The organism is Nostoc sp. UIC 10607 (assembly GCF_047228265.1).
GTDB classification, from domain to species: domain Bacteria; phylum Cyanobacteriota; class Cyanobacteriia; order Cyanobacteriales; family Nostocaceae; genus Nostoc; species Nostoc foliaceum_A.
Genome location: NZ_JBIQNW010000005.1, coordinates 232071 through 251794, shown reverse-complemented (window position 1 = coordinate 251794; position 19724 = coordinate 232071). Strand labels below are relative to the sequence as shown.

General features: G+C 41.5%; 27 protein-coding genes and 3 pseudogenes. 20 read left to right on the top strand and 10 right to left on the bottom strand.

Annotated elements, in window-relative coordinates:
• The first annotated feature begins 145 nt into the window (after window positions 1–145).
• From ACEYW6_RS07320 to ACEYW6_RS07305, 4 genes are all read left to right on the top strand, one after another.
• Window positions 146–886 (top strand): DUF2993 domain-containing protein, encoded by a 741-nt coding sequence (locus ACEYW6_RS07320; protein ID WP_412979189.1) that lies wholly within the window; start codon window positions 146–148, stop codon window positions 884–886.
• A gap of 35 nt (window positions 887–921) precedes the next feature.
• The gene (locus tag ACEYW6_RS07315) at window positions 922–1473 is read left to right on the top strand and encodes a DUF2231 domain-containing protein (protein ID WP_190895655.1); all 552 of its coding nucleotides are present in this window, start codon (window positions 922–924) and stop codon (window positions 1471–1473) included.
• A gap of 114 nt (window positions 1474–1587) precedes the next feature.
• Complete coding sequence (locus ACEYW6_RS07310) at window positions 1588–2004, top strand: DUF2809 domain-containing protein (RefSeq protein WP_412979188.1); 417 nt, start codon at window positions 1588–1590, stop codon at window positions 2002–2004.
• Window positions 1982–2209: a DUF167 domain-containing protein gene (locus tag ACEYW6_RS07305; protein WP_412979187.1), complete on the top strand. Its 228-nt coding sequence runs from the start codon at window positions 1982–1984 to the stop codon at window positions 2207–2209. Before ACEYW6_RS07310 ends, ACEYW6_RS07305 begins: the two co-directional genes overlap by 23 nt.
• Window positions 2210–2332: 123 nt before the next feature.
• Here ACEYW6_RS07305 and ACEYW6_RS07300 read toward each other — a convergent pair whose 3' ends face one another.
• Complete coding sequence (locus ACEYW6_RS07300) at window positions 2333–2944, bottom strand: glutathione S-transferase family protein (protein ID WP_412979186.1); 612 nt, start codon at window positions 2942–2944, stop codon at window positions 2333–2335.
• A 196-nt stretch (window positions 2945–3140) separates the two neighbouring features.
• Between ACEYW6_RS07300 and ACEYW6_RS07295 the strand changes: the two genes are divergently transcribed.
• The 5 genes from ACEYW6_RS07295 (at window position 3141) to ACEYW6_RS07275 (ending at window position 6979) form a co-directional block, all read left to right on the top strand.
• A complete protein-coding gene (locus tag ACEYW6_RS07295) occupies window positions 3141–3866 on the top strand; it encodes an SOS response-associated peptidase (RefSeq protein WP_412979185.1) in 726 nt (241 codons plus the stop codon).
• 119 nt (window positions 3867–3985) lie between these two features.
• A complete protein-coding gene (locus ACEYW6_RS07290) occupies window positions 3986–4507 on the top strand; it encodes a photosystem I assembly protein Ycf3 (RefSeq protein WP_100902961.1) in 522 nt (173 codons plus the stop codon).
• A gap of 97 nt (window positions 4508–4604) precedes the next feature.
• Window positions 4605–4898 (top strand): Asp-tRNA(Asn)/Glu-tRNA(Gln) amidotransferase subunit GatC, encoded by a 294-nt coding sequence (gene gatC, locus ACEYW6_RS07285; RefSeq protein ID WP_190895651.1) that lies wholly within the window; start codon window positions 4605–4607, stop codon window positions 4896–4898.
• Window positions 4899–4962: 64 nt separating this feature from the next.
• The gene (locus ACEYW6_RS07280; protein WP_412979184.1) at window positions 4963–5283 is read left to right on the top strand and encodes a YdhR family protein; all 321 of its coding nucleotides are present in this window, start codon (window positions 4963–4965) and stop codon (window positions 5281–5283) included.
• Window positions 5284–6466: 1183 nt separating this feature from the next.
• Entirely contained in the window at window positions 6467–6979 is a 513-nt protein-coding gene (locus tag ACEYW6_RS07275) for a hypothetical protein (protein ID WP_412979183.1), read from the top strand.
• Between the two features lie 72 nt (window positions 6980–7051).
• On the opposite strand, the gene ACEYW6_RS07270 is transcribed toward ACEYW6_RS07275, so the two are convergent.
• Together ACEYW6_RS07270 and ACEYW6_RS07265 are read right to left on the bottom strand one after the other, a co-directional pair.
• Window positions 7052–7633, bottom strand: coding sequence for a thioredoxin family protein (locus tag ACEYW6_RS07270; RefSeq protein ID WP_412979182.1), 582 nt, complete (start codon window positions 7631–7633; stop codon window positions 7052–7054).
• Between the two features lie 141 nt (window positions 7634–7774).
• Window positions 7775–7990: a high light inducible protein gene (locus ACEYW6_RS07265; RefSeq protein WP_412979181.1), complete on the bottom strand. Its 216-nt coding sequence runs from the start codon at window positions 7988–7990 to the stop codon at window positions 7775–7777.
• Window positions 7991–8192: 202 nt separating this feature from the next.
• Here ACEYW6_RS07265 and thyX point away from each other — a divergent pair, with 202 nt between their 5' ends.
• From thyX to ACEYW6_RS07250, 3 genes and pseudogenes are all read left to right on the top strand, one after another.
• Window positions 8193–8915: an FAD-dependent thymidylate synthase gene (thyX, locus tag ACEYW6_RS07260; protein ID WP_412979180.1), complete on the top strand. Its 723-nt coding sequence runs from the start codon at window positions 8193–8195 to the stop codon at window positions 8913–8915.
• Window positions 8916–9063: 148 nt separating this feature from the next.
• A pseudogene (locus ACEYW6_RS07255) lies at window positions 9064–9369 on the top strand (DUF4351 domain-containing protein); the annotation flags it as partial.
• A 36-nt stretch (window positions 9370–9405) separates the two neighbouring features.
• Entirely contained in the window at window positions 9406–9657 is a 252-nt protein-coding gene (locus ACEYW6_RS07250) for a DUF433 domain-containing protein (RefSeq protein WP_412979179.1), read from the top strand.
• A gap of 88 nt (window positions 9658–9745) precedes the next feature.
• Here the strand turns inward: ACEYW6_RS07250 and ACEYW6_RS07245 are convergent.
• From ACEYW6_RS07245 to ACEYW6_RS07235, 3 genes and pseudogenes are all read right to left on the bottom strand, one after another.
• A pseudogene (locus tag ACEYW6_RS07245) lies at window positions 9746–9895 on the bottom strand (dUTP diphosphatase); the annotation flags it as partial.
• Window positions 9896–10012: 117 nt separating this feature from the next.
• Window positions 10013–10582 (bottom strand): dCTP deaminase, encoded by a 570-nt coding sequence (gene dcd, locus ACEYW6_RS07240; protein WP_412979215.1) that lies wholly within the window; start codon window positions 10580–10582, stop codon window positions 10013–10015.
• A 92-nt stretch (window positions 10583–10674) separates the two neighbouring features.
• Window positions 10675–11211, bottom strand: a complete 537-nt coding sequence (locus tag ACEYW6_RS07235; RefSeq protein ID WP_190895642.1) for a P-loop NTPase family protein — start codon at window positions 11209–11211, stop codon at window positions 10675–10677.
• A gap of 332 nt (window positions 11212–11543) precedes the next feature.
• On the opposite strand from ACEYW6_RS07235, the gene ACEYW6_RS07230 reads away from it, so the two are divergent.
• From ACEYW6_RS07230 to ACEYW6_RS07195, 8 genes are all read left to right on the top strand, one after another.
• A complete protein-coding gene (locus ACEYW6_RS07230; RefSeq protein ID WP_190895641.1) occupies window positions 11544–12167 on the top strand; it encodes an adenylate kinase family protein in 624 nt (207 codons plus the stop codon).
• A gap of 139 nt (window positions 12168–12306) precedes the next feature.
• Entirely contained in the window at window positions 12307–13050 is a 744-nt protein-coding gene (gene rph / locus ACEYW6_RS07225) for a ribonuclease PH (RefSeq protein ID WP_412979178.1), read from the top strand.
• Window positions 13051–13323: 273 nt separating this feature from the next.
• Complete coding sequence (pgl, locus tag ACEYW6_RS07220) at window positions 13324–14046, top strand: 6-phosphogluconolactonase (protein ID WP_412979177.1); 723 nt, start codon at window positions 13324–13326, stop codon at window positions 14044–14046.
• Window positions 14047–14316: 270 nt separating this feature from the next.
• The gene (locus ACEYW6_RS07215; RefSeq protein WP_196511264.1) at window positions 14317–15195 is read left to right on the top strand and encodes an FHA domain-containing protein; all 879 of its coding nucleotides are present in this window, start codon (window positions 14317–14319) and stop codon (window positions 15193–15195) included.
• A gap of 79 nt (window positions 15196–15274) precedes the next feature.
• Window positions 15275–15400 carry a hypothetical protein gene (locus ACEYW6_RS07210; protein ID WP_412979176.1) on the top strand — a complete coding sequence of 42 codons (126 nt, stop codon included), beginning with the start codon at window positions 15275–15277 and terminating at the stop codon, window positions 15398–15400.
• A 164-nt stretch (window positions 15401–15564) separates the two neighbouring features.
• The gene (locus ACEYW6_RS07205; protein ID WP_412979175.1) at window positions 15565–16308 is read left to right on the top strand and encodes a M50 family metallopeptidase; all 744 of its coding nucleotides are present in this window, start codon (window positions 15565–15567) and stop codon (window positions 16306–16308) included.
• Window positions 16308–16493, top strand: a complete 186-nt coding sequence (locus ACEYW6_RS07200) for a hypothetical protein (RefSeq protein WP_412979174.1) — start codon at window positions 16308–16310, stop codon at window positions 16491–16493. Before ACEYW6_RS07205 ends, ACEYW6_RS07200 begins: the two co-directional genes overlap by 1 nt.
• A gap of 2 nt (window positions 16494–16495) precedes the next feature.
• Window positions 16496–16750, top strand: a complete 255-nt coding sequence (locus ACEYW6_RS07195) for a hypothetical protein (protein WP_412979173.1) — start codon at window positions 16496–16498, stop codon at window positions 16748–16750.
• A gap of 39 nt (window positions 16751–16789) precedes the next feature.
• On the opposite strand, the gene ACEYW6_RS07190 is transcribed toward ACEYW6_RS07195, so the two are convergent.
• From ACEYW6_RS07190 to ACEYW6_RS07175, 4 genes and pseudogenes are all read right to left on the bottom strand, one after another.
• Window positions 16790–17794 carry a 2-hydroxyacid dehydrogenase gene (locus ACEYW6_RS07190; RefSeq protein ID WP_190895634.1) on the bottom strand — a complete coding sequence of 335 codons (1005 nt, stop codon included), beginning with the start codon at window positions 17792–17794 and terminating at the stop codon, window positions 16790–16792.
• Window positions 17795–18009: 215 nt separating this feature from the next.
• Window positions 18010–18876, bottom strand: a complete 867-nt coding sequence (locus tag ACEYW6_RS07185) for a methyltransferase domain-containing protein (protein WP_412979172.1) — start codon at window positions 18874–18876, stop codon at window positions 18010–18012.
• Window positions 18877–18888: 12 nt separating this feature from the next.
• On the bottom strand, window positions 18889–19353 hold the full coding sequence (locus ACEYW6_RS07180; protein WP_412979171.1) for a hypothetical protein: 465 nt from the start codon (window positions 19351–19353) through the stop codon (window positions 18889–18891).
• Between the two features lie 10 nt (window positions 19354–19363).
• Window positions 19364–19620: pseudogene (locus ACEYW6_RS07175) on the bottom strand (DUF1636 domain-containing protein); the annotation flags it as partial.
• Window positions 19621–19724: the final 104 nt, after the last annotated feature.

Here is a 19724-nt window from a genome sequence, read left to right as displayed (position 1 = left end):
TTTCTATTCATTATCAATAATATAATTATACTTTTGGATAGACAATATTTAAGCCCATATTCCATCGCTAGATAGATAAAAAGCTGACGCTAATTTATTAAATTAGCTCAAGGATATTCTATTAAAAGTAGGAGTTAATATAATAATGCCAGACAATCCTGGTTTAGGAGAGCAAGCCCTGAATAAAGCGGCAGAAATAGGATTATCTAGCCAATTAGATGAAGTAGAAAATTTAGATGTAGACATCAAAACAGACCCGCTTAAACTTGTTCAAGGGCAGGTAGATGCAGTCACAATTGAAGGCGAAGGTTTGGTGATGCAGAAAGACCTCCGCATGGAGGAGCTGGAAATGCAAATGACTAGTGTTGCCATTAATCCTTTGAATGTGGCTTTTGGCAAAATTGAACTCACTAAACCTACTGAAGCTAATGCGCGGGTTGTATTAACTGAAGGTGATATCAATCGCGCCTTCAACTCTGAATATGTGCGATCGCAACTGCAAAGTCAAAAAATCCACGTTAACGGTGAACTGAGGACTATTGAACCTCAACATGTAGATTTTCGACTACCTGGTGATGGGAAAGTGGCATTAAATGCCAGCATAAAATTATTAGAAACAGGTGAAAATCAGCAAGTTGCTTTTGCCGCAGTACCCAGGATCAGCGGCAATGGGAAAACTGTTACTCTGGAAAATGTCGAGTATGGCGAAAGTGAGGAAATGTCGCCAGAGTTGACAAAAGCTTTGATAGATCAAACTAGCGAAATTTTGAATTTGAGTAACTTTGATTTAGAAGGAATGAGTCTGCAAGTTAACCAACTAAAAGTAGAAGTAGGCAAACTAACCCTACAAGCTGAAGCTTATGTTGAAAAAATTCCTTCAGCTTAAGAATATAGGACACTAATAAATTCAGGATACTAATAATGGAAACTACAGACACAACGCAAACAAGTTCAACACCTTTCCCAAATATTCCACCAGTTATTGAAAGTAACGACAGTGAGTATCGGGATACGGGCGTACCTAGTACAGTTGCGATCGCAGGACATCCCCTACACCCCTTGAGCGTAATCTTTCCCATCGCCTTCTTAGCCGCAGCCTTGGGAAGTGATATCGGCTACTGGTTAACTCGTGATTTCTTTTGGGCTAGGGCTTCGCTATGGTTAATCGGACTCGGATTAGCTGGAGGCTTACTCGCTGCTGCGATCGGTCTGAGCGACTTTTTGAAAATTGAACGAGTTCGCAAGCGCACTGCCGGTTGGGCGCATTTGATACTTAACGTTTCTATCCTGGTTTTATCACTCGTCAACTTTCTCCTGCGTTGGGGCGACGCTGAATCCCGAATAGTACCTTGGGGACTGTTAATCTCGCTGGTTGTTGGTACACTAACCAGCATTTCCGGCTGGTTCGGTGCCGAACTCTCCTATCGCCACAAAATCGGTGTAGTGGGCGCAGGTAGCAGAAGATATCCATAACTAAATAATTCGTAATTCGTAATTCGTAATTCGTAATTAACATTCAATATTACGAATTATTTAGAAACGACTATGCAGAGGCTAAAATTTTGCTTAGTCTTTAAGCCTGATAAAATGCGCCGAAACCGTAATCAAACAATATTTATTATTCTTTCTGTGCTCATCGTTGTACCGATGGGCCTTTTCTTTAAGTATTACACTGGGCCTGCCCATCAGTGGTTTAATGACTACGGAGGAGATATACTTTACGAAATATTTTGGTGTTTGTTTGGATTTTGGTTTTTCAGAAGTCGGGCGGCGATCATCCAAATTCCTATATTGGTTTTTATTATCACTTGTATACTAGAATTCTTGCAACTTTGGCATTCGCCACTATTAGAGGAGATTCGCACCACCTTGATAGGTAAATTGTTACTTGGTACTACCTTTGTTTGGTGGGATTTTCCTCATTATGCATTGGGTTGTGTTTTAGGTTGGTTGTGGCTGCGACAATTACATAAAATAGGTTATGCAAAAAAAAGTCAAGGTTAAACCTAATTCAAAACAGCAAAAAATTGAAGAACAACCTGATGGCACTTTGACTGTATATTTAAAATCGCCCCCAGTAGATGGTAAGGCTAATGAAGAATTAATTAAACTTCTAGCAAAGAAATTTGATGTAGCTAAATCTGATATCAGAATTAAGTCAGGTTTGTCCTCTCGGCAAAAGCTAATAGAAATTGATACAGATATCTAGTTGCTGCTTAATAATATCTTCTGGGAAGACTCTGCCTCCTCCTGAGTGTGAGGGGATGTCCCACCCAATACATCCTCTACCAGAGCCAAGAAATGAGAGACACAAACTCGCAAAATCGACTTTTTACGCTTGTGTAATACTGATATAGCTTGGTTGAGCTTTGACTCTTTCTATCCAAGCTTGGATAGCAGGAAATTGTGTTAAATCGAACCCACCTTCGTGCGCTACATGAGTGTAAGCGAACAAGGCGATATCAGCAATTGTGTAACGCTCTCCTACAAAAAAAGTGTGAGAAGTTAAGTGTTTTTCCATCAGGTTAAGTGCTGCATAAGCTGGCTCACGTTTTTGCTTTATAGCTTCACTATATTCTTCAGTTTTACCTAAAATAGAAATCCAAAATCTGGATTTAGCAATAAAAGGTTCGTGGCTATACTGTTCAAAACATAACCATTGCAGTACTTGCGCTCGTAAAAAGCGGTCATAGGGTAAAAATTCTGTACCTTCACTCAGATATACCAATATGGCATTTGATTCTGCCAAGTATTTCCCTGGCTCGATTTCCAGAGTAGGTATCTTTCCGTTGGGATTCTTACTTAAAAATTCTGGTGTGCGAGTCTCGCCTTTCAAAATGTTAAGCTCTACCCTCTCAAAAGGCATACCTAGTTGTGTCAATAAAAGACGTATCTTATAACCATTACCAGAAGGTAAAAAATCGTACAAACGCAGTAGTTCCATGCTAAAATGCAGTTATGAATATGTTGAACAGTAGAGGTTCAAAATACAATATCTTACCAAAAGATTTTCCTAAAACCGGATAATTTTTTTGAATATTGAGCTTCTGAGTACTATAGAAAATTATCTGAAAAAATAAAAAATATTATTGCTTTCTAGATTGAGATGTTTAGTTTTGTCAGTGGTTGAGACTAAAAGTATGTGTGGAAGATTTACTCTAAACCAGTCAGCAGAAGCTTTAGCTCAAGTTTTCCATGTCGAGCCAGTTGTGGATTTAGCAGCCGGATATAACATCGCACCTACGCAAATGGTGGCAACAGTATTGCAAAATCCTGAAAGCGAAAAGCGTGAATTTAAGCAGTTGCATTGGGGATTAATTCCGTCATGGGCGAAAGATGCAGGAATGGGGGCAAAGCTGATTAACGCTAGGGCAGAAACTGTTGCCGAAAAACCCGCTTTTCGTTCGGCTTTTAAGCATCGACGCTGTTTAGTGATAGCTGATGGCTTTTATGAGTGGCAACGGCAACAAGGCAAAAAGCAGCCATTTTATTTTCGCCTTCAAGATGGGCAACCCTTCGGCTTTGCAGGTTTGTGGGAGAAATGGCGATGCCCACGGCAACCCGAAGCGGGAACGCCTGCTAACGAAGAAATAATCTCTTGTACAATTTTGACAACGGCAGCTAACGAATTACTCCAACCTATCCACGAACGGATGCCAGTGATTCTAGAGCCACAAGATTACGATTTATGGCTAGATTCCCAAGTGCAAACGCCCCAAACCCTACAGCAGCTATTGCGTCCCTATCCAGCGCCAGCAATGACTGCGTATCCAGTTAGCACCTTGGTAAACAACTCTCGGCATAATAGTCCAGAGTGCATCATCCCACTCAGTGAGAAGAATGCCCCCACAAATCAGTTAAATTAGCTATTGAGTGGACTGGGGATTAGATGATGAGGGAAGAGTTTTTCCAATACCTAGTACCCAGTCCTCATTGCCCCTTATTCCCAGAGGGGCCTCAAGTTCCCCAATCCCCAGACACAACTATGCCAAGAACACAAAAGAACGATAATTTTGTTGACAAATCCTTTACAGTGATGGCGGATATTATCCTGAAGATCCTGCCAACCAACAAAAAAGCTAAAGAAGCGTTTGTTTATTATCGAGATGGCATGTCAGCCCAAGCAGAAGGGGAATATGCTGAAGCATTGGAATATTATGAAGAAGCTCTAACACTAGAAGAAGATACCAACGATCGCGGCTATATTCTCTACAATATGGGGCTAATCTATGCCAGCAATGGCGACCACAACAAAGCTTTAGAACTGTATCACCAGGCAGTTGAGTTAAACCCACGTATGCCCCAAGCCTTGAACAACATCGCTGTGATTTATCACTACCAAGGCGAAAAGGAGAAAGAAGCTGGAGATAACGAGGCTGGCGAAGCACTCTTTGACCAAGCAGCAGACTATTGGATTCGAGCTATTCGCATGGCTCCCAATAATTACATCGAAGCCCAAAACTGGTTGAAAACCACCGGGCGATCGCAAATTGACGTATTCTTCTAAAAATGATGAGTTAGGAACTATGAATCATTCACTCCTAACTCCTCACTGCTGTACAGACGCGATTAATCGCGTCTCTCCTAAATCCTAACTAAAAAATATGATTGACCAAGAACAAGTTCATAAAGTAGCTAATCTTGCTCGTTTAGAGTTGACTCCAGAAGAAGAGGAACAATTCACTACCCAGTTAGGAAGTATTCTGGATTATATTCAACAGTTGGATGAGCTTGATGTTAGTAATGTGCCTCCAACAACACGAGCGATTGATGTCAGCAACATCACACGAGAGGATGAATTGCAACCTTATCCTGACCGGGAAAGCATCCTCAACAGTGCACCTGAACAGGAAGGCGAATTTTTCAAAGTTCCAAAAATCCTCAACAGCAATGAATAAATAACAAGACTGAAGAGCCGAGAAAATCATTGCAACAAAATTCAAGATTAGGTCGAAAATCCCCATGAGTAAAGTATTCGTATATGCCGAGTATCAAGTATCTATTCCTTTCAGTCAGATTGACTGGGTTCCAATCAATGTAGAAATGAAAAAATTTCCAGGATTGAGGTCTAAAACTTGGTTAAATGGTGTAAACACTAATACTATTGGTGGTTTTTATGAATTTGATTCTGTAGAGAATGCACAAAATTATATTGATGGCTTATTGATTCCATTTACAAAACAGGTAAATGGAAATCTTACTGTTAAGCTTTTCGATGGTCATGCAACTAAAGAAGCCAGTATAGGCATGAGTTCTCCTTTCTATGCGGCAGATTCTCAATAATTCTCCATTGCCTGAATTCATCATGCCTCTATTTGGTGGTGTTGAAGAATAATTCAGAATCCAGAAATCAGCAATTTTGATGTTCATAGACTCCTTGGCTCTAGGCTATCGGTAGGGGATTCAGACCCGCCACTACGAAATTTGACCATCAAATCCTATGATTTGATGGGAGTGCAAAAACGCCCTTTATTCAGATACTCTTTACAAGGCGTTGCGCTATCCTTTTTTTCATTCAAAATACCCAACTAAATTTTGTTTTGATAAAAATCCAGATAAATTTGATTACAAACATAAGTTACACATACAGAAACATGAATGGGAAAATGAGTATAAGTTAATTCTTTTTTGGCTGTCGGCAAAAATTTAAAAACGTTGATTTTGCTAAAACAACCTTAATAAAGTATAAATATTCAAAGCCACTATATACCAGTAGAATTTAATTAGTTTATTTGCCCATACAGTTGAGCCAGTTCAGTAACCCTAATACTATTGGTTTTTGGGTCGATGCTCGATTCAGTCCCAAAGTTCCGAAATTTGGGCATCCATAGCTTGAAAACAACTACCAATGCTGTGGAGTTCTTCTTTTAAGAGAAGTTACGAAATTTCGGTTTCACCTTCGGCTAGAGCGCTGAACATTAGACGATGGCGAAGATCCCCAACCACCTAGATATGACCCCATAAAGACAGCTAAAAGGGGATCGTTAAATAATTAACTTGTCAGAAAGGTCTTCGTGAGTTTTTACGGTTATAACAGAAGGTGACATTAGGATACACTGGCTTTTGAATACACCTGAAGTTCGGCAGCAACAAACAAAGTCGCTGCTAATGACTTCTGGCCTAGTATCCTATCGCTTTTTGCTGTATGAAACTTACTCAAATCTACGGCAAGTCTCCCTCAAGAAGGTTTCTTAACATCTAAAAAGACTCCCACTGTTTTGAGGCTATAGCCTTAGAATATTTACAAGCTTTACTTACGAATTAGCTCTCTCTAGAGAAAGTACCGTTTTTGCTGTCTAAGCTGATATTCTACCTGTTTCTATTGGTTGGTATCTGTGTAGCTTAACAAATCAGCGGATTCATTAATATTAAGCCTGTTTTACTATTTAGTTTCTTACTCTGACCTATTAGACAGCTAGAGTGTTCATTTCACTTTGTTCAATAGCTTTTAGCCCTTATCGCTCCCATGCTGACCCATCACCGCAAGCCCGTGTGCTTATCACTTATTTCCACTGACCTACCAATCTGGTCTGTTGTCGAAACTGCCGCGACATTGTATCAAAAAGATACTAATAGGTTTCATTTACTATTGACCGCACCGCCCCTAATTAGTTGCGAAGTAGAGAGTGTGGTAAGTCCAGAGGAAACACTTCCTCAAAGTAAGAGCAAAGCTTATGCCCCCAACAGTCCCAGAATTTTGTGGCTGGAGATTTCCCCTTACCGGGTCATCATGACTATGCAAGGTAACGCTCAAGTGAGTTACCGTCACTTTTGGGAACAGGGCGTTTATGGCATTAGTCGCTATTGGTTGCCAACTGAGTCGTTGCAACCTAACGATCCTATTCGTTTACGAAATTTTACTACTAGCCTAACTCTCAACGGACATCCCTTGCCAGAACATTTGCGTCTGGAATATGAATTGTGGGCAGAAAAAGTGCAATTAGGATGTTACATACTGAATTTGGAAATTAAACATTGATAGGCACGGGGAGTGGGGAAAAGTTTTTCCAATATCAATAACTAATGCCTAATCCCCAATGCTCAATCCCTTTTAACCAAAATAACTAGGTTGGTTTCCAGGTTTCCATTTAATATTGCAACCAACACTCGGCTTTTGCTCACTCGTAACAGGTTTACTCGCCAGTACTGCTTCAATGGCTGCGCGTAAATCTGCGCCAGTCACAGGTTTACCATTACTGGGGCGGCTATCATCTAATTGTCCTCGATAAACAAGTTGCCGTTGGTCATCAAATACAAAAAAGTCTGGTGTGCAAGCTGCTGTGTAAGCCTTCGCCGTTTCTTGGCTCTCGTCGTAGCATAAGGTAAAATTAAACCCTTGTTCTGTTGCAAATGCTTGTAACGACTCTGGCGCATCATCTGGGTAATTTTTTGCATCGTTAGCACTGATGGCAACGATCGCTAAATCACTTGTAAAATAATCTTTTCCTAACTGCACTAATTCTTGTTGAATGTGCTTTACAAATGGGCAATGCCGACAAATAAACATTACCAACAAAGCTTTTTTATCTGCAAAGGTGGAAAGTGAAGTTGCCTTTCCAGATACTACTTCCGGTAGATTAAAATCTGGTGCTTTTGTGCCAAGTGGCAACATAGTTGAAGCAGTTAAAGCCATAGTTCACCCAATATTTTTACGCTGATAAAGGCTTTTGCTATCAGTATATTTTTACTCTAGCACTAAGTTTTCCATAAATTAAGAGACGGTAAATTTACCGTCTCTTATATTTTTTGAGAATTAAATTATAGAAATTAGTTTTTACAGACTTGCCAAAACACCAACGATACCGTGTCCTGTGAATACTTCTAATGCTATCAGAGAGACAAAACCAATCATTGCTAAACGACCGTTGAGCATTTCTGCATAGGGACTGAAACCAGTGCGATCGCCTTGCTCATCTATATAAACCTTTGGCTCGATCGCAAAGTTGTTCAGTTTGCCTTGGTCGTCAATTATAGCAGTGTTTGTACGCATGGATTTTTCCCCGTCTTCTCTTTATGTAAACAACTGTAACAAAGTTATTAATATTTGTAAAGTATTTTAATCTGATCAAGTTATGAAGTCCAAGCCAGAGAAGAGATATGATGATGAATCGAGTTTAAAGCCATGTCTAACAAATAGGCTCCGCTCCTTCTGCGTAAGCAATCTTAGTCACCAATCCATTCCCTAACAGCTAATGCATCGATTTCGAGTAGAGGTTATTGCCAAAACACCAAACCCGCAGCAGGTAATTTATGCCGCGATGCACCAAGACTATACCGATGGGTTCGTGTTTGATGAGCGCGACTCCTGGCCCTCAGAGTCACAAAGCGGCGAAGTTATTGTTAAGCGACTTTTAGCGGGTGAGAGGGGACACTATGGGCCTCTAGAGCATCCCCAGATTGTTTTCAACTGTGGCTACTTTCCACACAGTGTCATGCAGCAGGCTCGTACTCATCGTGTAGGCGTATCATTTGATGTTCAGTCTTTTAGGTACACAGGCAACCAATTTATTGATGTATTAGAAGGTAAAAAAGACATAGAAGATGTTTTTTACTTACGTCCCGTTGGTTATTACACTGATAGACAAGGCAAAAAGTACTATTATTCACCAGAGCAACGAGCAGCAGATTTGCAGTGGTGTCTAGAAGCAGCTAAACGATACAAAGCTGATTTTGAGGGTGGAATGTCTGAAGAACATGCAAGAGGTAAAGTACCTTTTGATTATCGCCAGCATTTTGTAGTTAGCTTCAATTTAAGGTCTTTCTTACATTTTTGTGACCTGAGAAATAAAAAAGATGCTCAACTCGAAATTCAAAAGTTGTGTGAAATGATGTGGCCCCATTTTGAAGATTGGGCACCTGCGATCGCACAATGGTATGAAAAGCAGCGTCTAGGGAAGGCAAGATTAGCACCATAATCATATCTTGGGGCCAATTAATTCATACTGAATTATGACCGGAGGCGGAGCGTCTCCGGCTCTGCTCCTGAGTTCTGAATTCTTCTTATAAAAAATTTGTAAAATGCTTTCATGCGTCGAGACTCAATATTTTACAAACTGTTTCAGCATAACGACGATCATGGTGTACAGATTTGAAAAATTAACTCAAGCGGAGGTAGAGTCTATGTTAGGAATCACACTTAAGGAAACGCGAGTTTACCGAGAAATTAAGGAAGAAGGACGCGAGGAAGGACGTGAGGAAGCAACAGCTAATCTTATTCTCCGGCAATTGACTAAGCGATTTGGGGAACTTTCTGAGGAAATACGCTTCTCAATTTCTGATTTACCTTTGCCTGTTTTGGAAGATTTGAGTGAAGCACTGTTAGATTTTACTAGTTTGACCGATTTACAGGTTTGGCTAGAAGCGCGATGAAGGTTTAGACTATCTCATATAGAATTTTTCAGGACGATGGATATTCAAAAAGTTCTATGCGATCGCCGAATTATTTCCTCTAATCCAGATATTATGAGTGTTACTCATGTGTTTGTTGGAACACGAGTTCCATTGCAGACTTTTTTTGACTATCTAGAAGGCGAAGCAGGTTTAACCGAATTTTTAGAAGATTTTCCACATTTGCAAACTCAGATGTTGCAAGTTTTGGAGGTGATTGCAAAAGCAATGCTGAATCAGGAGCAAATTACTTATGCTCATTCTGCTTGATGAAAATCTCCTGAGTAAGAAGTTCAAAAAGCCGTTCATACACTTTATGACTGATATTGAAATAATCTATTACTGATTATTTTGTTTTTTATACATTCATTCCTGTTGAACCAAATCCACGATCCCCTCTCGTAGTTTCACTTAGTTCTTCTACTTCTTGAACATCAACATGAATAATTGGAGTAATAACCATCTGAGCTATTTTCATTCCTTTTAAGCCCTGAAAAGACGTTTTGCTATGATTATTAAATTTTGTTTATAGAAGGGGTAAATGGCTATATTCAATCCAATTTCTTTTTCTATATCTACGTTACTTAAAATAGTCATAAATAACTTTTTCTTTATTTTTAATTACTTAGACTTTAGCTAGAGTTACAATCTCTAACTGATCCTGATATTTACCTTGACGGGCTTCATAACTGATAGCGCAAGGTTCACCTTCTAAAAAGAGCAATTGTACCACGCCTTCATTAGCGTAAATGCGACAGTCAGCACTAGAAGAATTAGAAAACTCTAAGGTAAGATGACCCCGCCATGCAGCCTCAGCAGGCGTTAGATTTGCTATTATTCCACACCTAGCATAAGTAGATTTTCCAATACAAATTACAGTAATATTCTCAGGAACCTTCAGCTTTTCTAGAGCAACCCCAAGTCCATAGGAATGAGCAGGTAAAATAAAGTAACTGCCATTGGCATCTGTGTGCAGTGCTGTTGGCTCCAGATTCTGGGGATTAAAGTTTTTGGGATCAATTACAGTTCCGGGAATGTGGCGAAAGATACGGAACTCAGCCGGGGAAAGGCGTATATCGTAGCCATAAGAGGACAAACCATAGCTAATTACAGGTTGAACCGCTACAGACTCATCTTTTTGCACTTTTCGGATTAGGCTTGGCTCAAAGGGTGAAATCAAACCCTGTTGAGCCATTTCAGTAATCCAGATATCGTTCTTAATCACAAGTTCGTTGCTAACGTTAATTCAAACAGACTCGATATATTAGCACGAACTGAGTACTTTGTTTAAGGCCGATAACTCCGGCGGATTTCTGTAATTTGATCTGCTACATCCAAGAGAGATTTTGGCATCTCTGGCCCTGTAAGAATGATATCGACGTGGGGAGGGCGTTTTGCCAGAAACGCTAAAACTTCCGTTTCAGGAATTAGACCAAAGTTAATCGCTAAACTTAACTCATCTAAGACAACGAGAGAATACTTACTCTCACATACTACTTGCTGTGTATACTGCCACAGCTTTTGTAAGGCTTGATTTTCCGTATCATCTAAATGTGGTGTATCGATACAACGAGGCAAATCACAGCGAATCCAATCTAAATTTTGTCCTAATTGTATAGGTCGATCCTGTCCTTGACGAATACCTCCTTTGAGAAACTGCACTATTAATACTGGCGTTCCTTGTCCAGCTATTCTCAGTGCTTGAGCCATAACAGTTGTAAAAAAGTTGCGGTGGGAGCTAGTGAAAACTTGCACTAGTCCTTCAACTGGATATGGTAAGGTTAGGGTTGAATTTATACTTGGAGTTTCTAGCTGGGCAACCATAGGGTTAAGTTCAAAAATTTACAATAACTTAAGGGTTTGTGCTGGCGGTAATAATTAAAAATCTGCCTGTATAATCTATCTGTTTTTCACAGGTGTGGTGGATTTGGCAAATTGCATTCTTAGTCAAACACTACGTTTGCGCTGAAGTCAAGGGTTATTTTTGTTTTTCCTCTGAAATGAGTTGTAAAAATGAAAACACATGAGTTAGAGTTCCAATTATTTAAAAAAGCTGGGCATAACGGCTGAAAATTGCTAAATGTTAGATTTTCCGGTTGTTTGGGCAAAACAGACTTAGTAAGTAGTGAATTTGACAGGATGAGGAGTTAATTGTTGTGAGATTGGTGATTCTGGGAGGTTCAGGATCGGGGAAAAGCACTCAAGCACAAAGGCTTTGCAGATACTTTGATATTCCTCTGATTTCTACAGGTGAGATTTTACGGGAAGCAATATCAGGCAATCAGCCCCTGCGGGAATTTCGATGGTTAGAAGCCGATCCCCGGACTTCTCTTTCGGTTTACGCTAGCCTGAGTGAACTAGGTTACCACGCACGGCCCTATATGCAAAAAGGGGAGTTAGTTCCAGATGAAATGATCATTGAATTGATCCGAATACGCCTCAGACAACCAGATATTAACTGCGATTGGGTCTTAGAGGGCTATCCCCGTACTGCCTTCCAAGCTGAAGAATTAGATTTTTTATTGGATGATTTAGGGCAAAAGCTAGATTGGGCAATTTATCTCCAAGTCCCGGAAGCAGTCATGGTTAGCCGCTCCTTGGGGCGATCGCTACCAGATGACCAACCAGAAATCGTACAGCGCCGTGTAGAATTATTCTACGATCGCACCATTCCCATCCTAGAATATTACGACCGTCGTCGCTGCTTGTTGACCATCAACGGCGACCAGTCACCAGAGATGGTGCTGCAAAATATTTTGACTCTGCTTTCAGTTCCTTAGAAAGAAGCAGGGGAGACAAATCAATTCAAAATTCAAGAACTTCTGCCTCCTCTTTCCCAATGCCCAATGTCCCTCAATCAGATGATTTGCAACACTAAGGTAATCTTAAGGCAGTATTGTAAAACTTGAGGCAACTCCAATGGCTTGGCAGCGTCCTGACGGTCGTCATCCTTACGAACTACGTCCGATCAGCTTTTACCCCAGTTTCACCCGCTTTGCCCCCGGTTCTGTTCTTGCAAGATGCGGTGATACTCAGGTACTTTGTACTGTTAGCGTTAATAAGGGGGTTCCGAAGTTTCTCGAAGGAACTGGTAAAGGCTGGTTAACTGCTGAGTACCGAATGCTACCATCTGCCACCCAAAAACGGCAAGAAAGGGAATTATTGAAATTATCTGGACGGACGCAAGAAATTCAACGTTTAATTGGACGTAGCTTACGCGCAGCAGTGGATTTTGAGGCACTGGGAGAACGCACGCTAACTGTGGATGCTGATGTGTTGCAAGCAGACGCTGGAACTCGGACAACAGCTATTACAGGCTCGTTTGTGGCGTTGGCTCATGCGATTTCTAAATTGTTGCAGGAGGGTGTGTTAGAGCGATCGCCTCTGTGTGGACAGGTAGCAGCAGTTTCCGTAGGATTACTGGAGGGAGAGCCATTTTTGGATATGAATTATATCGAAGATGTGGCTGCAACCGTAGATTTTAATGTGGTGATGAATCAACATTTGGGAATCATTGAAGTCCAGGGAACAGGCGAAGAAGGCAGCTTTAGCCGCACTCAGTTGGATCAGCTGCTAGATGTCGCCCAAAAAGGAATTCAGGAATTGTTAATTTCCCAACGCGAAGCGATCGCTGACTGGGAAGCACTCTTTGTGATTAATTAGTTTTATTAATTTTTAATAAGAATTAATAAATGTATCCTCTGTGGCGTTAATCAACAAAGTATCAAGTAACTGGGTGTAAATAAAAATAATCATGAGAGCAGTTAGTAGTTAGTACGACTGACTACTGACAATTTACCGTTGAAGGTGATAAGGAGCGTCTACGTTTTTATAGCCTACCTAATCCACGATGTTAAATGTTTCAAAAGTTAAAAAGGAGGATTGTAATAAGTTCGGTATTGTATTGCTGGAAGCCAGCAATATAATGATGAAGCCATGAACAAAACCGTTGAAGTTCTACCGGATCAGACAGCGCTGGTTGCACGAGCGCTAGAATTAATTCTGTCCAAATTAGAAACTGCCATTGAACAGCGGGGGCGGTTTACCATCGCCTTATCTGGTGGCAGTACACCTAAACCGTTATACGAAGCGATTGCAAATCAAAAACTGCCTTGGGATAAAATTCATATATTCTGGGGGGATGAGCGTTACGTAGCACCAGATCACCCCGATAGCAATGAACTGATGACGCGTCGTGCGTGGCTAGATCATGTTGACATCCCAGCAGCTAACATTCACCCCGTACCAACCTTGGAAGCCAGTCCAGAACTGGCTGCTGCTAAGTATGAACAACATCTCAAAGAATTTTTCAATTCTTCTGGGGTCGAGTTTCCCGCGTTGGATGTAGTATTACTAGGAATGGGTGATGATGCACATACCGCATCTTTGTTTCCCCACACAGAGGCTCTCAAAGTACGCGATCGCCTAGTTACCGTGGGTAACAAAGACGGAAATCCCCGGATAAGTTTCACATACCCCTTCATCAACGCCGCGAGCAGCGTGATTTTTCTGGTTGCTGGTGCTAATAAACGACCAGCTTTGGCGCAAGTCTTTGCACCTGTAGCCGATGACTTCACTTATCCATCCCGCTTAATTCAGCCCCAAGGAGAACTTTGGTGGCTGTTAGATGCAGCAGCAGGTTTGGAACTCCAACATTGACTAGGTAATTAGTAATTCGTAGTTCGTAATTCGTAATTAACTCATCAAGGTTTTAAAGCAACTAACCTTGGTTATGGAACATAAAAAAACACATTTGTGGCTCTAAACCAGGGCATTTATGTGTAAAGCAATTACGAATTACGAATTCTCAATTACGAATCATTCTAACCGTTCCATCAGCAGTAATTGCTAGAATCTAAAGCTAGGGCCGCCTTCTGCTTGCCAGTCCTACCTATATTTATGATGATCTTGAACAAAGGCTAAATATCGATGATCGTCTGCCCTAATTGCAATCATCCCAACCCTGACGGCGCTGTCCAGTGTGAAGCTTGCTATACACCGTTACCCGCGACTACTAATTGTCCCAGTTGTGGAGCAACTGTGCAGGCAGATGCTGCATTCTGCGGTCAGTGTGGCTATAACCTTCACTCCGCAGGAGTTCCACACGTTCATACTGCGGCAGCTGTTACAGTTACTCCCGATAATCCTGTGGAAGTACCGCCGTTAGTTCCACCCGATCCCCTGTTAGAACTTTTACAACCAGATGCTTTGGGAATGAGCGGTTCTACTAACTCCCATCCCCCCATCTCATCTTTACCAGCAACAGAGGTGGCAGCTCCCCCAGTAGCTCCGCCACAGGTATCTACTACAGAAAGCAACCCCCCAGAGCCACCGACAATAGTCGCAACTCAACCCGTAGTCTCTGGACAAAGTATTCCTACTCCACCACCGTTGGAACCAGCGCCAGCCTCTGAAGCCGAAGTACCTCCACCAGCCGCACCAGCACCAACTGCAACAGTTGCCAGAACGCAATTGCAGCAGGTCACAGCGCGGTTAATCCACGTTCAAACTGATCGGTTAATTGAATTGCCGCAAAATCTCTCTGTGATTCATATCGGCAAGCCCAATGACCGGATTCCCCCAGATATAGATGTTTCAGGATTTCCTAATTCAGAAATTGTCTCGCGGATTCATGCAGATATTCGCGTCGAGGGAGATGCTCATTATGTAGAGGATGTGGGAAGTTCTAATGGTACCTACATTAATAATTCACCGCTTTTACCAGGGAATCGTCATCGTTTGCGACCAGGCGATCGCATCAGCTTGGGTAAAGGAGACTTAATGACATTCCTTTTTCAACTTGCTTAACTGATTCTCTATCAATTGTGTGACATCAGCCTAAGCATTTTTTGCCCATCCTCCGGCATCCCTTTTGGAGGAGAAACAAGTGAACTGCATCAAACAAGCGACGGATAACTATGTTGTTCTTGATAGCGCCATAGTTTACAGCCGTCGCTTCGAGGTGCAAATTGTTGCATTGTTCAGCAATTGCATTACCTCAATCAGAAATTAAAGATTAAAAAATAAATCCAAGCGCAGCAAGTATTTTAGCTATTGACTATATGTAATTTAAATGCTTATAAGTTTAAGTACATTAGGATAGATAAAATACATGTCAATTTTAAACTTTGAATTTTCCAAAAAATCTAAAATCTAAAATCTAAAATAGAGCGACCTATGAGGGAACCAAGCAAAAATTTTGAACCCTTGCTTACCAAAGAAGCCCCGCCAGTTGTTGAACGCATGGGGCTAACGTGGCTAATTGCAGCAGCGATCGCAACTGCTTTACTGTGGCAAGTACCAGGAGGTGATTATATCTTATATCCATTTACGATCCTGGCAACTTGGTTTCATGAAATGGGTCACGGCTTAATGGCACTCCTATTAGGGGGACAGTTTCAGAAATTACAGATTTTTAGCAATGGTTCCGGTGTCGCAACTTATGGCATCCGGTCGTCATTGGGGCCAATTGGCCCGGCAATGGTTGCAGCAGCAGGCCCAATGGGGCCGCCTCTTGCCGGTGCAGCTTTGATTCTGGCTTCTCGCAGTTTTAAAATAGCTACCCTGAGCTTGAAAATATTAGGCAGTTTTTTGCTATTTTCCACATTAATTTGGGTACGTTCCCCGTTTGGATTGGTAGCAATTCCCTTGCTGGGTTTCATAATCTTGGGTATTGCTCTGAAAGCGCCTCGTTGGGCACAAGGGTTTGCCATTCAATTTCTGGGTGTACAAGCTTGTGTAAGTACGTTCCATCAACTTGATTATCTATTTAGTAGTTCTGCTGGTTCCCTTGGACTCTCTGATACAGCGCAAATGCAAAAGTATTTGCTATTACCTTACTGGTTTTGGGGCGGGTTGATGGCGATCGCATCTCTGGTGATTTTAGTCCAAAGTCTCCGTGTTGCCTATCGTTCGGAGTAATGAGTAAGAAGCACCATCAAAAGGTGATTGAATCTTTAGCTCAAAGAATTACTGAACATCAAGAAAAGATTAGACTGGAATCAGAGAAGAGTTTTCCTGACGAAGGTTTGATTAAGCATTGGGAAAAAGAGATTCGTGCTTTTGACAAGGCAATCCAACAAGCGCGTAAAAGATTAGGACAATAAAAATGCAGATTAGCGATCGCCCTCTTGCAGTCACCAATTCAACCCTCAGTATTTTGATTGCTGAATTAGGTATAGAGTGCCTAAAAGTACAAGCCTTAGTTAACCAGTTACAGTTACCTAGTTTAACTGTTAACCAACAAGCTGAAATTCTCGCAGAACTTTTAGCTGCTGCGGTTCATCTGCATAATCATTGTGACAAAGATTTTCAGACGCTAATTATTGAGGAAATGGAGAATCTACCCGATGATGAGGATTGACTGGTGATTTTAGTTAAAATTGCGATCGCCAAGCATTACCTAAGCTGACGCTTGAGCGCGAATTTCATTTGGACAGGAACGACCCTGTTCAACATCAGCAATATTAGCAAAAGTTGTTTCTGCAATATTGCGGAGAGCTTCTGATGTAAAAAAGGCTTGATGTCCGGTAATGAGTACATTGGGGAACGTCGTCAGACGTTGGAAAATATCATCTTGAATAATTTCGCCAGACAAATCCTCAAAGAACAATTCCGATTCTTGTTCGTAGACATCTACACCAAGATAGCCAATCTTGCCAGACTTCAATCCCTCAATCACTGCTAGGGTATCAATTAGCGCTCCTCGACTAGTGTTAATTAGCATCACGCCTGACTTAATCTGTTCTATAGCCTCAGCGTTAATCAAGTGATGCGTTTCGGGAGTCAGGGGGCAATGCAGGGAGATAATATCCGAGTTGGCAAATAGCTCAGGTAGTTCTACATATTTTCCACCTAGCGCCTCCAATTCTGGATTGCGATAAACGTCATAGGCAAGTAGTTCACAGCCAAACCCCTTCATAATCTGTCCTAAAATCAGACCGATTTTGCCGGTACCGACAATCCCGACTGTGCGCTCATACAAGTTAAATCCTAATAGTCCATCTAGAGAAAAATTGCCTTCTCGGACACGGTTATAGGCACGATGAATTTTGCGATTCAGGCTTAAAATTAATCCTACAGCATGTTCTGCTACCCCATATGGTGAATAGGCGGGAACACGGACAACGGTAATTCCTAAGTCCGCTGCGGCTTGTAAGTCTACATTGTTAAACCCTGCACAGCGAAGGACAACCAGCCTAGTTCCCCGTGAGGCTATAAGCTCTAAAGTTTGCGCGTCAACCTGGTCATGCACAAATACGCAAACCGCCGGAAATCCGGCGGCGAGGATAGCTGTATCCCGATTTAAACGGGGTTCAAAAAATACTAATTCGTGTTGGGTGGGAGAATTTGCAGCTGATAAAAACTGCCGATCATAGACTTTTGTACTGAAGACTGCTACTTTCATGCAAAACCTCAAGCTGTATGCTCCATAATGTTCGACTACATGATACCTTGACAGTTAAAGAAGCAATGTCTACGACGGTCTATTTGGCATCGCACTTTTGAACATTGTCAGTGTTTAGGATTGCTTCTTGTGCAAGCGATTTCATAACTAAAGCAAAAATTTAGAATTCAAATTGAATGGGGAGTAGAGAGTGGTGTTAATTTAAGCTCAAACACTCAATTCCCCTGATGAATTGATAACTGCCAGAGTTCGATTTTATAACAGAGATGGCTATCAAAAATAGTGCGTGCTGCTAACCCTTCGACAATGGGCTTTTCCAGCCAGCGTTTGAATGCTAAACGACCGATCGCATGTAATGGTGGGACTGCGATCGCTACCAAATCTGCAATATATTTAACGGTAGTTAGCCCAAAAGTTCGAAAGTTATCAACACACAAGTCAATCGTTGGTGCAACTTGGGTGGAAATGTCCTCAGTCTTAATTAACTTGAATCCAGCCTGTTGCAAGGCCGCCTGAAGCTCACTAGCGACATGACAATTAGAAAAAATGCCCTCTCTATATCCAGCATCAGAGCGCATCATATCCGCAAGCAATAAATAGCCTCCACTATTTAATAAACGAGCTGCACCTTGAGCCAAATCGCCAACAGCAATATATTGGCTACTTTCACTGAACAGAACTAGGTCATAGGAGTGTGAGGTGTGAAAATCTTCAAATCTGGTTAAGTAAAAAGGCACTTGCCCGTTCGTATTCTTGATAAACTTCTCTTGTTGGAGTGCATCGGGTGCTAATCCCTCAACAATAAAGCCGCGATCGCACAAATATGCTGCGTTACCACCAATACCGCAACCTACATCAATCACAGTTTTGGTTCCCTCTGGAATAAAACTCAAAAGCTTGGCTGCATAGGCTTCTTGAGCCACACGCAGGCGAGTTAGGGTCAATTCCTCACCCTCAGTAGGTAGTGGTTCCCAATACCCGTAATGCAGATAAGAGGAATCTGTGAGTCCCATGTAATAATCTATCGCCGCATTTTGGTAGCGAGTTGGTTTGGAAATGTTGATTGATTTTGGTTTTTGCATTGAGGCTAAGTTTTAAGGCATTAAGCTTGGTTGAAATTCTTCCCAACGTTTGCAAACTTGTTCGTAGCAATCGGGTGGAGTAATTTTTAGCTGGTGTAAGAAATTGACCTCAATTTGAGGATCAGCCTTTAGCACCAGAAGAATATCTTGATGGGGATTGTATGTTGCAACTGCTGAGAGGATGGATGAAATCATTGATGAGCTAATTGATTGCGAGATTGTCCCACAACTCTGACGCGATCGCAAATAAAACCCAATCAGATCACAAGGAAGAAATTGGAGGGTGAAGGGAACCGTATCGAGACTTGTAATTGAAGGATGAGTAACTTGAGTATCAACATCACAAATTACAACCCCCCGCCCAAATGACTGAAATCCTTTCCATGCTGTGTAACCTATTACCAGCAGATTAGTGTGAATAAAGCTGTTTTGCCAGTAGCCAAAATTTCCTTGCCAGATACTCTTTTCCGGTCGCATTTGCTTCCTCCTATAGAACTTTACAACAACTTATGTTTAATTTTGCCCACTTATTTAGTGGTGGAATCTTTGCCAAAATACCCGTTTTCAAAGGTTCAGGTTGTTCTGAGCAAGACAGTAAACCATTAGACTTGTGTAATATTGACTTGCACATTCCAGTACAGCAGATGCACAGCCATCAACGGGTAAATCGCCAAACAGATAGGTTGATTTCCCTTCTGCTGTAAACGCAATAACACAAGAATGGTTACAAGCACTCATGCATTTTGCTCTGGCTCTAAGTTGACCATCCCCTTACAGCGTGAGCTATTTACATGAAAATAGTTGTATTAGCAACAATCAACTAAGCTGATGCGCGTCTAAAGTATATA